This window comes from Niabella drilacis (genome assembly GCF_900101395.1).
GTDB lineage: Bacteria > Bacteroidota > Bacteroidia > Chitinophagales > Chitinophagaceae > Niabella > Niabella drilacis.
This window is the reverse complement of sequence record NZ_FMZO01000002.1, coordinates 1-12,988: the sequence shown is the minus strand read 5'-3', so window position 1 is coordinate 12,988 and position 12,988 is coordinate 1. Positions and strand designations below refer to the sequence as shown.

Annotated in this window: 15 protein-coding genes and 1 pseudogene; 8 read left to right on the top strand and 8 right to left on the bottom strand. The window is 49.0% G+C overall.

Annotation, left to right across the window (positions count from 1 at the left end):
• Positions 1 to 83 precede the first annotated feature (83 nt).
• Both BLS44_RS03445 and BLS44_RS03440 read right to left on the bottom strand, forming a co-directional pair.
• On the bottom strand, positions 84 to 470 hold the full coding sequence (locus BLS44_RS03445; RefSeq protein WP_090388660.1) for a DUF3037 domain-containing protein: 387 nt from the start codon (positions 468 to 470) through the stop codon (positions 84 to 86).
• Positions 448 to 1,233: a HipA family kinase gene (locus BLS44_RS03440; protein ID WP_090388659.1), complete on the bottom strand. Its 786-nt coding sequence runs from the start codon at positions 1,231 to 1,233 to the stop codon at positions 448 to 450. Before BLS44_RS03440 ends, BLS44_RS03445 begins: the two co-directional genes overlap by 23 nt.
• A gap of 230 nt (positions 1,234 to 1,463) precedes the next feature.
• Between BLS44_RS03440 and BLS44_RS03435 the strand changes: the two genes are divergently transcribed.
• From BLS44_RS03435 to yiaA, 4 genes are all read left to right on the top strand, one after another.
• Positions 1,464 to 2,195, top strand: coding sequence for a hypothetical protein (locus BLS44_RS03435; protein ID WP_143019646.1), 732 nt, complete (start codon positions 1,464 to 1,466; stop codon positions 2,193 to 2,195).
• Positions 2,196 to 2,233: 38 nt separating this feature from the next.
• Positions 2,234 to 2,653, top strand: coding sequence for a hypothetical protein (locus tag BLS44_RS03430; RefSeq protein ID WP_090388657.1), 420 nt, complete (start codon positions 2,234 to 2,236; stop codon positions 2,651 to 2,653).
• Between the two features lie 221 nt (positions 2,654 to 2,874).
• Entirely contained in the window at positions 2,875 to 3,438 is a 564-nt protein-coding gene (locus BLS44_RS03420) for a Crp/Fnr family transcriptional regulator (RefSeq protein WP_090388655.1), read from the top strand.
• Positions 3,439 to 3,520: 82 nt separating this feature from the next.
• Complete coding sequence (yiaA, locus tag BLS44_RS03415) at positions 3,521 to 3,976, top strand: inner membrane protein YiaA (RefSeq protein WP_245729087.1); 456 nt, start codon at positions 3,521 to 3,523, stop codon at positions 3,974 to 3,976.
• Positions 3,977 to 4,079: 103 nt separating this feature from the next.
• Here yiaA and BLS44_RS03410 read toward each other — a convergent pair whose 3' ends face one another.
• Positions 4,080 to 4,760, bottom strand: a complete 681-nt coding sequence (locus tag BLS44_RS03410) for a porin family protein (protein ID WP_090388653.1) — start codon at positions 4,758 to 4,760, stop codon at positions 4,080 to 4,082.
• Between the two features lie 437 nt (positions 4,761 to 5,197).
• Complete coding sequence (gene murB, locus BLS44_RS03405) at positions 5,198 to 6,214, bottom strand: UDP-N-acetylmuramate dehydrogenase (protein WP_090388652.1); 1,017 nt, start codon at positions 6,212 to 6,214, stop codon at positions 5,198 to 5,200.
• Here murB and BLS44_RS03400 point away from each other — a divergent pair.
• A complete protein-coding gene (locus BLS44_RS03400; RefSeq protein ID WP_245729086.1) occupies positions 6,197 to 6,937 on the top strand; it encodes an NAD(P)H-binding protein in 741 nt (246 codons plus the stop codon). The genes murB and BLS44_RS03400 overlap by 18 nt on opposite strands.
• A gap of 165 nt (positions 6,938 to 7,102) precedes the next feature.
• Positions 7,103 to 7,738, top strand: coding sequence for a DUF4126 domain-containing protein (locus BLS44_RS03395; protein WP_245729085.1), 636 nt, complete (start codon positions 7,103 to 7,105; stop codon positions 7,736 to 7,738).
• Here BLS44_RS03395 and mnmD read toward each other — a convergent pair.
• The 3 genes from mnmD to BLS44_RS03380 form a co-directional block, all read right to left on the bottom strand.
• Complete coding sequence (gene mnmD / locus BLS44_RS03390; protein WP_090388650.1) at positions 7,718 to 8,410, bottom strand: tRNA (5-methylaminomethyl-2-thiouridine)(34)-methyltransferase MnmC2; 693 nt, start codon at positions 8,408 to 8,410, stop codon at positions 7,718 to 7,720. The genes BLS44_RS03395 and mnmD overlap by 21 nt on opposite strands.
• Complete coding sequence (locus BLS44_RS03385; protein WP_090388649.1) at positions 8,410 to 10,260, bottom strand: outer membrane protein assembly factor BamB family protein; 1,851 nt, start codon at positions 10,258 to 10,260, stop codon at positions 8,410 to 8,412. The genes mnmD and BLS44_RS03385 overlap by 1 nt, the downstream gene beginning before the upstream one ends.
• 61 nt (positions 10,261 to 10,321) lie before the next feature.
• Entirely contained in the window at positions 10,322 to 11,014 is a 693-nt protein-coding gene (locus tag BLS44_RS03380; protein WP_090389146.1) for an HAD family hydrolase, read from the bottom strand.
• A gap of 168 nt (positions 11,015 to 11,182) precedes the next feature.
• On the opposite strand from BLS44_RS03380, the gene BLS44_RS03375 reads away from it, so the two are divergent.
• The gene (locus BLS44_RS03375) at positions 11,183 to 11,806 is read left to right on the top strand and encodes a hypothetical protein (RefSeq protein WP_090388648.1); all 624 of its coding nucleotides are present in this window, start codon (positions 11,183 to 11,185) and stop codon (positions 11,804 to 11,806) included.
• Positions 11,807 to 11,978: 172 nt separating this feature from the next.
• Here BLS44_RS03375 and BLS44_RS26445 read toward each other — a convergent pair.
• Positions 11,979 to 12,443: pseudogene (locus BLS44_RS26445) on the bottom strand (putative polyvalent protein kinase domain-containing protein); the annotation flags it as partial.
• Between the two features lie 296 nt (positions 12,444 to 12,739).
• On the opposite strand from BLS44_RS26445, the gene BLS44_RS03365 reads away from it, so the two are divergent.
• Entirely contained in the window at positions 12,740 to 12,952 is a 213-nt protein-coding gene (locus tag BLS44_RS03365) for a hypothetical protein (RefSeq protein WP_090388646.1), read from the top strand.
• Positions 12,953 to 12,988 lie beyond the last annotated feature (36 nt).

Genomic DNA, 12,988 nt, shown 5'->3' with positions numbered 1-12,988 from the left:
GATGCCGGAGCTGTGTTGCAGCCGTCTTTCTTCAGGGATATTGCTTGTGTAATCCGGTTTATTAAAAAGGATCTGACGCGATCTTACCGGACAAGTTTATCAAGCAACTGATCCACGATCCCCTCCATTGTTACCGACATTCCGGGATGCACTTTAGAGCATTGGATCACGGTACTGCGTGTAGCCGTAAGCCACCGGAACCGCGAAGCCGCATCCAGCCGGGCAATTGCGGATCCAGAGTTCCTGTCGCCGCTCACAATCCCCCGGAACGCCTGTAAATTTGCTTCAATACTTTCAGGATCCGTTTCGGGGTCCAGGCAATGCAGCTTCGTGCGGCTCAGGATAACCGAAGATTCCAGGAAGCGGGTCTTCTTGCAAAAAACGATCACACCCACGTTGACAAACTCTTCCCGCTCAACCCGCGGCACCACGCGGATCACCGCATATTCATATACCAGCAGCTCTTGCATCCAATGCTGTTTTTAAAAAAGTGGAGGAATTGTTTAACCGCCAGGTCAGGAATTGCAGGTATACTTCCCTTGCAGCTTCCGGATCTCCGAGCGCCTCTTCGTACATCAGCCATTCCATGGGTATCAGGTTCACAATCCCGTGCAGCAACTGATCCGTCAGCATCGTTTTACAGAACGTATCCGCAGCTTCGAGCATGGATGCGCTCTGTAACAGAACGTGGTCCTTTATCAGCGGAAAAGGGCTTTTCATTTGCGTTGACCAGCTTTCCCAGTTGTGATGAAAATACAGGCAGGCTCCATGATCAATGAGCCAGAGCTCGCGATGCCACAACAGCATGTTTGTATTGCGGACCGTACGGTCCATATTGGTCAAAAAAGCATCGAGCCATACTATTTTTGATGCAAGGAACGGGTCTACCTCTGTAACGGCCGGATCAAAAGTAACCGAACTGCTCAGGTAGTGCAAGGCCAGGTTCCATCCCTGGCTGGCTTTTAAAAGATCCTGTATCTCCTCATCGCCCTCGGTACGTCCAAACGCTTCATCAAGGTGCGCAAATACCAACTCCGGTACCTTCAGTTGCAGCGCCCTTGCCACTTCTCCTCCAATCAACTCCGCTACCAGCGCTTTTACGCCCTGCCCGGCGCCCCGGAACTTTAACGCATATAAAAAACCATCATCGGCCTCCGCAATCGCGGGCAGTGAACCGCCTTCCCGCAGCGGCGTCACATATCGGGTTACCTGTACTGAACGGATATCGGGCATAAACGCATTTCAATTTGGATCAAATGTAGCCAATCTCATCCATTTGCTGTGCCCGCATTTTCTGCAACTCCCCCGCCACTAAGGTATAAACCGCCCAACCACTGTCGTACAGAATCCGCTTTTTTGCAGGATTACAACTTTCGGGTGGATATTTCTTTCAGAAAATGTTGCATCTGGCTTTTGTTTTACGTTATATCTACAAGCGCGCTTACTACTGGATTATGAAAAAAATGTATCTATTCGCAAGGGCAATACTTCTCTGCTGTGTTATTACCGCCTGTCAGAAAAACACGGAGGAACAAAACCTACCTAAAGAAACACCGGTATTAAAGCTATGGGCCGGGGCCGATTCCACTACTTCACTCTCCACATGGGAGCTGACCGGAAACTCCTTCACCATTTCGAATGATCATCCGGATATTGCCGAGGTGACCACAGATCATAAGAACATTACCGTGCGTGCGCACAAACCGGGAAAAGCCACCATTACACTCATCAATGAACAACACAAACAATTTAAGCTGCTGGTGCGGCCCGTGGATCTGCAAAGTGATATCCCCGGCAACTGGGTTTCAGTAGCAGACGGCAGTATGAAAAGCTATGTTACGGTAAAAACAGGCGATCCGAAGCTTACGGACTCTTTGTACAATGTCTTATGGAAAAAACTGGAAGACAACGGAAATACCGGCAGCTTCAGATACGCCTTTACAGGTAATAATGTGCGCTTTGCCGCGGGAACAACATCCCCCATTAATAAAGAGGGTACCTGGACCTATGACCGGCTCCGGCTTACGCTCAGCTATGCCGGAGCCCAGGAAACTTACCAGGTGATACCGTTACGCTCCATTTATCTCATCGAACTCCGGAGCACGCTGACAGCGGAACTGCAACAACGCTTTCCGGATGCAGGCATCACAGAAGTATCCACCCATCAATACTGGGTGTATCACCGGTTCCTGTAATGTCTTGATTATTTTATCCTGCCATTAACCCATTAAAAATGCATACCAGATCCATTCTTAACAGAACAAAACTGCAGCTTGTTTTTACCCTCCTCAGCATTTCCCTTATTTGCTTTGAGGCCTGTAACAAGAAGTACCACCCCACAAAAGAAACGGTGTCTAAAAGTGATGCGCCTACCCAATACCAGGGTCTATTGCTGCCAGGATCGCTGCGCGTGAAAAACGATTCGGTATTCATGGCCTTATACCCTTCTGCAGCCCTGTACTATCTCGATCTAAGGGTGAAGGGCAGCAACGGGTATTATACATTATTAAAACAGGCCGTAAATACCAATACCCCCGTGCGCACCTGGGTGTTTATGGAAAATAAAAGCCCGGTAGAAGTAGCTAAAATAGAGGCTGCCACAAAGGAAGAGCTAGAACAATGGAAGAAGGCATGGGTTACACCGAATAAGTAGGTTTTACGTAAAACTTATCGCGCTCAGTTGGGGGACGGGAGACAGAGGGTACGACCGAATGCTGCAGGTATACAAAACAATGTACGGCTTCCGTTGCTAAGCGCAGATGGCTGACCGCTGAATCCGGACCGGGTTGAATCCAGGTTTGATGCGCAATATTTGTTTCCACATTTTCAAATTCATTACCTATTGCCATTCTTTCCTACATTTACATGCGCTAAATGGACCTTCTTTTTGATCATATTGAACAGCATTATCCGCTGAGCAGCGCGGCCCGTGAAGCCCTTGCTGAAAATTTTGAGGAGCAGGTTCTGGCAAAGGGAAAATTCCTGATTACCGAAGGCCGGGTATGCAACCATTTGTATTTTTTGCAACAGGGTGCATTGCGGGGCTATATTACCGTTGATGGAAAAGAACAGACCAACTGGTTTGGTTTTGAGGAACATTTTATTACTTCTTTTCACAGCTTTATCACCCGGCAGCCAAGCGTGGAAAACATCCAGCTCCTGGAAGGCAGTATTTTGTGGAGCATATCAAAAGCGCAGCTAACCCGCCTGTTTGATAAACATCACGAAATTGAACGGCTCGTGCGGATCATTTATGAAAAGTATTATATCCGCCTGGAAGAACGCTATGTAAATGCACAATTGCGTACTGCTACCGAACGCTATGAGCACCTGATCCGGGAATCCCCGCACATTATTGAACGGGTGCCCCTGGGCCATATCTCCTCCTATCTTGGCATCAGCCCGGAAACGCTCAGCAGGATCCGCAGCCGCTTTTAACAACACCGATGATGCTTTTTGACAATTGTCAAAAAAAGACACCAGCAGCACCGATAGATTTGCCTGCATAAAATAAAAAGTTATGAGACCAATGCAACAACCATCCAATGCTTTTATTGCTGCCTCCTGGTTTGCCCTGCTGACCGGCATCACCGCTTATATCATCGGTCTGTGGAATGCAGAGATGGAACTGAACGAAAAAGGCTATTATTTTACCGTATTGATGTTTGGCCTATTTTCTGCCATATCGGTACAAAAAGCGGTGCGCGACCAGATGGAAGGCATCCCGGTCACCAATCTGTACTATGGCATCGCCTGGTTTACCACCATCCTGTCCATTGTATTACTGACGGTTGGTTTATGGAATGCCACCCTTACCAAAAGTGAAAAAGGGTTTTATGCCATGTCCTTTACCCTCAGCATCTTTGCCGCCATTGCCGTGCAAAAGAACACGAGAGACAGCCGGTCCGCCCTTCCCGATGCATCGAAAACAAATACCCCGGATACAGGGGTGTTTCCAAGGAATGATCCTTTTTAAACACCCGTAGGAATGCATACGGCTAACCCACCCAAAACGCCAGGCAATAAAAAAGGCCGTAACCGGGTTACGACCTTTTTCCTGTTTGCTATAACAATTATTTTTAGAAGAACACGCCCAGGCGAAGCGCCCAGCGGTTCAACGCTACTTTATCATCTTTCCAGTCTTTGTTCCTGGTAATATCAGTAAACCCATTCTCAAAACCCAATCCAAAATAAAGGTCTGTTTTTTCAGCAAGACGATATTCGCCGCCCGCACCCAAAAGCAATCCCATATTCACTTTATTGGTCTTGCTCATGATATTCACATTATCTTCAGACTTTGCCCCGGAAGTATAATCCAGGCGGGAACCGATCAATGCCCCCATATAGGTACCAAACTGACCCCACCACCGGAAGCCATTCTGATCATTCGTCTTTAGCTTTACACTGAGGGGAATCTGCAAATATTGCAGTTTCAGTTTATACTCCTGGTTGTCGCTTCCTGAATACAGTCCTTTTGAAGCATCTTTGATCAATATCGAAGAAGAAGCATGCGCCACTTCCAGTCCGGTGGCAAAAGCACCACGTGTATCAGAGAACTGTACATCGGCCATCAGGCCATAGTTCACACCAAAACTGGAGCCATCTTTCTCCAGGCCATTTTCAAGAGGACGCAGTGTATTTACAAATACAGGGTCCACCTTAAATCCCAAACGTACCGGGCGACCATAAAAACTTCTTTGCGCATATAAAGACATTCCTGTTAGCAGGCAGACCATTGTTAGCAATAAGGATCTTTTCATTTTTTAAAAATTTGCGCAAAGGTAAGCATTTTGGCAGAACCCTGATCAAATCCCCCGGGGCGGGGCAGACGCATCTAATTTCAGCATTGTTCAGCTCCGGAGGGGCAGCGTGTTTATAGCTCTGTGCTGTTTTGATCAACCCGGCTCCCGTAGGAGCCGCGTAAAATTTCAGACCCAACAAACACGCGGCTCCTACGGGAGCCAGGGTTTCCTCTTTAATACCTTGCTATAAACACGAGGCACTTACAGTGCCTGAAAATGCTCCTGGTGCGCTCTTTTCACTCCATTCAGATGCGTTTGCCCCGGGGCTGGGCTACCAGATGTCAGATATGAGTCATCCGACATAAGCCTTCAGGACATGACACTGGTAACGGATCGCTCATGTCTCAAACCTGGAGGCTGAACACAGCCGCCTGGTAGTTGACCGCTGGCAACGTTTACAATATATTCACCTCCGGATGCAACGTCACTCCATATTTTTTAAACACCGTATCCATCACCAGGTCACATACCTGCAGGATCTCGCTTCCGGTGGCATTTCCATAGTTAACCAACACAAGAGCTTGTTTTTCATGCACCCCGGCGTCGCCCTTGCGATAACCTTTTAGGCCTGCATGCTCGATAAGCCAGCCGGCAGCCAGTTTCACCGTTCCGTCCTCATTTTCATACGCCACCAGCTCCGGAAATTCTTTTTTCAGCGATTCATATTTTGCAGGATCAACAGAAGGGTTTTTAAAAAAGCTACCGGCATTACCGATCTCAGCCGGGTCCGGCAGTTTTGAAGACCGGATATGGATCACGGCGCGGGCAATGGCCTGTATAGATAGTTCGGACACATGCTGGCGCTCCAGCTCCTGCCGTATGGCTCCGTACTCAATGTGATAGACCGGTTTTTTACGAAGGCGGTAGGTCACATCCGTAATCACAAACTGATCTTTGTATACATGTTTGAATACGCTTTCCCGGTATCCAAAGGCACAGTCTTCATTTGTAAATGTTCTCTGGTATCCTTCATACCGGTGCAGCGCAGTCAGCTCATGAAACACATCCCGGATCTCTACCCCATAGGCCCCGATATTCTGCATGGGCGATGCGCCGACGCAGCCGGGGATCAGCGCCAGGTTCTCCACACCGGCATATGCATGCTCCAGGCAATGCAATACAAACCGGTGCCATACTTCTCCTGCATTTACTTTTACATAAACAAAATCTTCATCTGTTCCCAGCACCTCGTACCCCAGCAATTCATTTTTGATGACCAGTCCATTGTAATCTTCCCTCAGTAAAATATTACTGCCGCCTCCGATGACCAGGGTAGGCATTGCGGCTTTCTGAGCCCACTCCAGCGCCTCCTGCAGCTCCGCAACTGAAGTTATTTTGGCAAAATGCCTTGCCCGGGCATCAATACCAAAACTGTTACAGGGTTTTAAAGAAATATGATCCAGAATTTCCATAGCTTTAAAGTATTGCAAAGTAACATTATTCTTTCTATGGGAAAAAAAACCGCAGCGATCATTGGTTCCGGCGGCCTTATCGGTTCACAATTACTCCGGCATTTGTCGGAAGATCCGGAATACGGCACGATAAGAACACTGGTAAGATGGCCGGCAACGCCCCTGCATCCCAAACAGGAGGAAAAGCTGGTCGACTTTAACGATGCAGAATCCATACTGCTGGCACTTGTGGATGTAGCGGTTGTGTTCTGCGCCATCGGAACCACGCTGAAAAAAGTAGGTGGCGACCGGAAACGTTACTGGCAGATCGACCATGACATCCCCCTGCGGGTATGCAGGATGGCCCTGGAAGCGGGTTGCCGGGAAATGGTGCTGGTTTCTGCCATCGGTGCCAACAGCAGCAGCAGCAATTTTTACCTGCAACTAAAGGGGAAGACAGAAGAAGACCTGGCCGCTACCGGTATGCCCAGCCTGCACATTATGCAGCCCAGCCTGTTACTGGGCCAAAGAAAGGAGCATCGACGTATGGAAACTATCGGCCAGCGGATCATGAAACCGGCCTCCTCGCTGCTGTCCGGCTCCTGGTTAAAATACAGGGCCATTGATGCCGGTGAGGTAGCCAGCGCCATGATCGAAGCCGTACACACCGGCCGCACAGGCGTTTTCCGTTACACCTGGAAGGAAATGAAAGAACTTTCAGACCGCTACACGTCAGACCATTGATGCCCTCCGGCACCGCGGCCGGCGACAGGGACTGTGCAGCCGGAAAAATCAGGAGGTCACCGGTTGCGGGATACATAACATTTTCCCGCGCCGAACGATCGGCACGGGAGGCCAGGAATCAGTACGTTCCGGAACCAAGGGACTGCTCCTGGCAATAAAATTGTTATGCACCAGAATGCAGCATATGCACAGAATTTTGTAAATTACTATATGAACTGGGATGCACAAACCTTTTCGGCGGCAGCGCTGGGTATCGCACTGGCTGCATGTTGCGGCTTCAGGGTCTTTGTTCCCATGCTGGTAGCGGGCCTTGCCGGGCGGTTTGAGCTGTTTCATTTTTCTGATAGCTTTGTATGGCTTTCCTCCATGCCGGCGCTGATCGCCCTGGGCTTTGCCACCGTTTTTGAAATCGCCGGCTACTACATTCCTTTTGTTGATAATATCCTCGATACGATCGCAGCTCCATTGGCCGCCATTGCCGGCACACTGCTGGCCACCTCGGTGATCCCTATTGAAAACGACTGGATGAAATGGATCATCGGTATTGTAGCGGGGGGCGGCGGTGCAGGACTGATCGCCTCCGGAACCGGGTTGCTGCGATTATTGAGCAGCAAAACAACGCTGGGAATGGGAAATAATGTAGTGGCCACCAGTGAAAATGCCGCTGCGATTGGCGGATCGGTGCTGAGCTTTCTGATACCGGTGATCATGGCGGTTTTGTTTATCCTGTTTTTTATCTGGATCATCCGGAAAATGATCCGGAAAATACGCGGGAAGCCTTTAGTTTCCCGGGGACATTGACGTTGCAACAGCGCGTACTACCTCCCGCTTTCCCGGCGGGCCTTTTAACTTCTGCACCACAAACCCGGCCTCCTGCAGCGTCCTGCGCACTACGGATTTGGAACAGTAAGTTACCAGCACCCCGCCTTCACTCATGCTGCTCCTTATTTTTTTAAAGATATCGATTGTCCAGAGCTCCGGCTGGTCTTCGGGTGCAAACGCATCAAAATAACAGATATCGTATTGCTGATCCGGCTGGTACTCCTGCAGGTCGGCTTCGATCTTTTTAAGCAGGAGCTTATCCCCGATCCGTACCTCCTGCCCCCAGGCAGCGGTCATCAGCTGTTGATACAGGTCCGGGGACCGGGTAAAGGCCCCATAGTTCAACCGGCTGTAAACGGCTTCCGTCAGCGGATATCGGTCTACACTGGTATAACGGAGCAGCCCCTTTTGAGTATTGATTGCCTGCGCCGTCAGCAGGGCATTTAAACCGGTGCCGAAACCAATCTCAAGAATGCTGAGTTCCGCAGGCCGGTGCGCTTCCAGATAATAGTTCAGCCCGTTTTCGATGAATACCTGCATCGACTCTGTAAATGCCCCCCGGGTAGAATGGAAGCTGATGTTGGTTCCGCTGATCCCCACACTGGCGGAACCATCACCCGACGCTATGATATAGTAATCTGCAGCAGTCATTATTTAGGGATCTGAAGGAGCACCACTTTTCCATCCATCGTGGTCAGGGCTATTTTCCGGTCGTTGATGAACTGCAGGTCGTGTACCAGGCAATTGGCCACTTTATGCACCCATACTGTGGCCCCGGTCTTCCGGTCAAATGCGGCAATGACGCCTTTATCACTGAACGCATATACACGCCCCTTCCGCTCGGTGATCACCGAAGGATTGAGCTCATAGTTAAACACATTATCTGTTTTCCAGGCCACGACCGCACTGTCGGACCGGGTATCGATACCTACCAGGTGGCCCTGCATGGTTTTGGCAAATACCAGTTTTTTATCGGCCGAAAGGCCCATCGATTCCCGTACCCAATGCTCGCTCCAGCGGTGTTTCCAAACCAGTTTTCCGGTAGCAGCATCCAGCGCGGTCATATACCGGTCCGGCGCTACCATAAAGATGCGTCCAAACGCTTCTACGGGCAAACAGGACGCCGGTGACAGCATCCGGTTACCATAGCCGTCATGAAAAACCCATTCCGCTTTCCCCGTTTTACCGTTCAGTGCATACAACTCGTTGCCCCAGCTGCCAAAGATCAGTTTGCCTTGTGTATAAAGCGGCTCCGCTTTTACAAAATTCTTTACGCTGTCATATTCCCACAGGGTTTTACCATCGGATAGCCGGAGTGCCCTGAATTTGCCTTCGGACGATCCTACGAAAACGGTACTGTTCTTTATAACCGGCGTAGCAACGATCGACCGGGCGGTTGCTGTTGACCAAAGCACGGTTCCACTATCGGCATTCAGACAATAGACCGTACCGTCTGTGGAGGGGATCACCACCCTGTTTTTCTCAATAGCCGGCGCTGCGTAGATCTTTCCCCCGGTCACAAACCGCCATACAACCCTGTTTGCACCCGGATCAATAGCGAGGACCCTTCCACGGCTGTCCGGTGTAATGATCCGGTTCTTATACAGGACAAAACCGTTGCCGATGTCTGATGAATCCTGATAGCGCCAGATCTCTTTTACCTGCGGGTACTGCTCATTAATGGCATAAGAGGGCCGGGACCAGCTCCGGGTGTCTGTCTCCAGGTGATGGTCTTTGAGCGCTACGACGGCCCACTCCTTTTTTGTTTCCAATCCCGGTTGGCGCTCCCGGTAAACGGCGTGCCCGTTCTCAATGGTAATAATATTATAGCCGCCGATGCTGTCTTTTGCCCTCAGGTTCGATCGCCCCATTATACCGGGGATGCCTTCAAAATCATACCGGTGGTTCTGATGCCCGTGTCCGCACATATACAGCTGTATATTGCGTTTCTTTAAACGGTCCGCGATCTCATACCAGTTGTTCAATGAGGAGTCGAGGGGATAATGATCTACAAATATGACCGGCTCCCTTGCGGGGATGGTGGCCAGCACCGAATCGAGCCATACAATATTTCCATAAGGGACCTGGCCGGGGCTCATTTTCATATTGGGTCCGCAATTGGCTCCCAGGAAATGAATGCCTCCGTAACTAAAGGCAAATACTTCATTGCCAAATATGCGGTTAAAGGTATTGGTACCGCTTTCAGACCAGTTGTCGTCATGGTTGCCGGGGATGATGTACCAGGGCTTGTTCAGCGAATCCAGTATTTGCTTTGCAAGTTTTATTTCCGCATCCGCACCAAATTCGGTGATATCGCCGGAAGCGATCACAAACCGGATATCGGGGTTGGCGTTGATGTCATTTACGGTTCTCCGGAGATCTTCATCCGCATCGTGGGAGCCGATGTGCAGATCGGAGATCTGGGCAAACTGAAAGGAGGATTGGGCTACAGCCAGTTTTACCAACAGGCAGCAAAGGCCCATACAAAGAATTCGTTTCATTGAAGCAAGATAGGCAAGATCTGTTTACCGGCAAATCCATCCGCCAAAAATTCAATATCAATTATTCGTTAAGCAGGAACCCGCCGAGGTCCGATACCGTCCTCAGCAAATGATCTGCCCCGTGCTCCAGCAATTCCGTTTCAGTACCATACCCGTACAGCACTCCGGCAGCCGTTACCCCGTTATTCCTGGCACCCATGATATCGTATTTGCGATCGCCCACCATGATGGTAGCTGCCGGATCCAGCTCACAGGTCGATAATGTGTGCCGGATCAATTCCGTTTTGTCCGTCATCGTATTATCCAGCCTGCTTCCGGTAATGTTCTCAAAAAACGGCCCCAGCTCAAAATGTGCAATGATCCTGCGGGCAAATACTTCCGGTTTTGACGTAACTACAAATAACCGGTACCGTTCCGCCAGCTGCCCCAGCATGGCGCTGATGCCCGGATAGACCTGGTTTTCGGCCCATCCCTTTTCACTGAAGTATTCCCGGTAAAAGCCTACTGCCTTATCGGTATCCGTATTGGTGAGCCCGTAGCGGGTACTGAAGGTATGATGCAGCGGCGGACCAATGAACCGGAACAACTCCTCCGGATGCGGCTCCTCCAGCGCCATTTTATCCAGCGCATACTGTACAGAATTGATGATCCCGCTCCCGGAATCGGTTAAGGTACCATCCAGGTCAAAGAAAATATTTTTCCGGCTTGGCAAACCCCTGTCCGGCCGGGCTTCCGCCCCTTCAACTTTAAACATATGCTGCATCTTTATCTGTAATCCTTATGAATATGCCCAGGCTCAAAAAATGCCATCAACAACAGCAGTGCGCCTGCCGCCCTAAAAAATTTCTTTACCAGGTCACCGCTTCTTGTTACATTACAGCGGCTGATCATCATTACCCAATACAACTCCGAATATAACACAATGAGCATTATCGCGCAACTTTCCACATCCCTGGGTCGCAGGGACGAAGTTCCCAACCAGGAACTGGCTGCACAGATCGCAAAAACCAATAATAAAAAGGCCGTCGGGGAGCTTGTAGAAAACCTGTCGAACAAAAACAAAGATATCCAGCACGACTGTATAAAGACCCTGTATGAGACCGGCAGCCTGAAGCCCGCTTTGATCCTGCCGTATTTCGACGATTTTATCCGTCTCCTGGGCAGCAAAAACAACCGCCTGCAATGGGGCGCCATGGCGGCGCTGGATCAGGTAGCCATGGAAGATACCGGTGCAACGTTCCGGTCCATTCCGGTACTGGCAGCTGCTGCGGATAGCGGCTCGGTGATTACAAGAGACCATTTTGTATCCATCCTTATCAAATTATGTGGGGTGAAAGCACACGCGGCCGATGCATTTGCTTTGCTGAACGAGCAATTGCGCAACTGCCCGGCCAACCAGCTGCCCATGTATGCGGAAAACGCATTGCCCGTTATTAACGAAAGCAACAAAGCGGCCTTTACGCAAGCACTTACGGCGCGACTTAACGATTTTGAAAAAGAAAGCAAACGTAAACGGGTGGAAAAAGTATTAAAGAAAATGAAGTAGCGCTGGTTGTATCCTGTTCCTTTTTAAGGATGGCCCCGGTCCGCATAAAAAAGGCTCAGGAAAGACCAGTGCCCAGGGATACCAGGAAAGGCGCGTTCAGCTATTGTTGGTCTTCTTTCACAAACATTTTGATGGACTATGCCGATATTGAAACGGGTGTCCAAAGATGCCACTACCGCTTCAATATATAAAACACGGTATCAATAAAAAACAATGAATTTTCTTTAGCTATTACGTTCTCGTCATGCATATCTTCTAACAACAAACCAAACTCATCGTTAAAATAATCCTGTCTTTTTATATTGCTAAAGCCATTATAGGTAAGCAGCATATTGATATCTGAAAGATCAGCTGACGCTCCCTGAATGAACGGCTGCTGAACGGCGATAAAGAACGTATTGTTGATTTTCATGAATCCCAATAAAGAATAAGCGGTATCAGGAAAAAGAAGATTGTGGATTAAAACACTGTCGAAATATTCTAACCAGGTAGCATAGTAAACCGCGTCGTTGACCTTAATAACATTCCGATAGTCAGCGGCCAGATACACCGTAGCCTCGCCTCCTTTAGCCAGATACCTACTTCCTGGCGACAGAACATTCAACCAATATCCCTGTTGCTGCGCATAGGTTTCTAATACGTTAGCCGTTCTTTTTTAAGGACTGCCCTACTTTCGAATTTGCTTTTAATTGTTGGACCTGCTTCAAAGCCTGAGCATAGGAAGTTTCTGATTGCCGTGCAATGATCTTCCTGTTCCTCAAGGACAGTTCCTCTAACGATATTTTGAAGTTTGTAGCGGATTTCATTGCTGATCATTTTTACAATAATAAGCAAAATACAGGATATCCGGTTAGGGACCTATCGGGTGCATTTCAAATTTTCGCATAGTTATTTTGGGATAATGGGTAAATTTAAGAAACAAACCCATAAGTCATGACCAAACAACAATACCTTGATGCAGCAGAAAAACGATATGATGAGCTCCAGCGATTGAACCTGCTTACTGATTTTTATGATTATGAAAGCGAGTTTGTAAGAATTTGGCAGGACTTGGGTCGGGAGGTCCTGGAAAAGAACATTAGCACTCCGGGCAACGATAAGCGTAAAAAAAAACCTCACGACGCTCGGATACGTAACAATAAATAACAAGCATCCTTTTAGTGATGGTAAAAATGGGTTTCA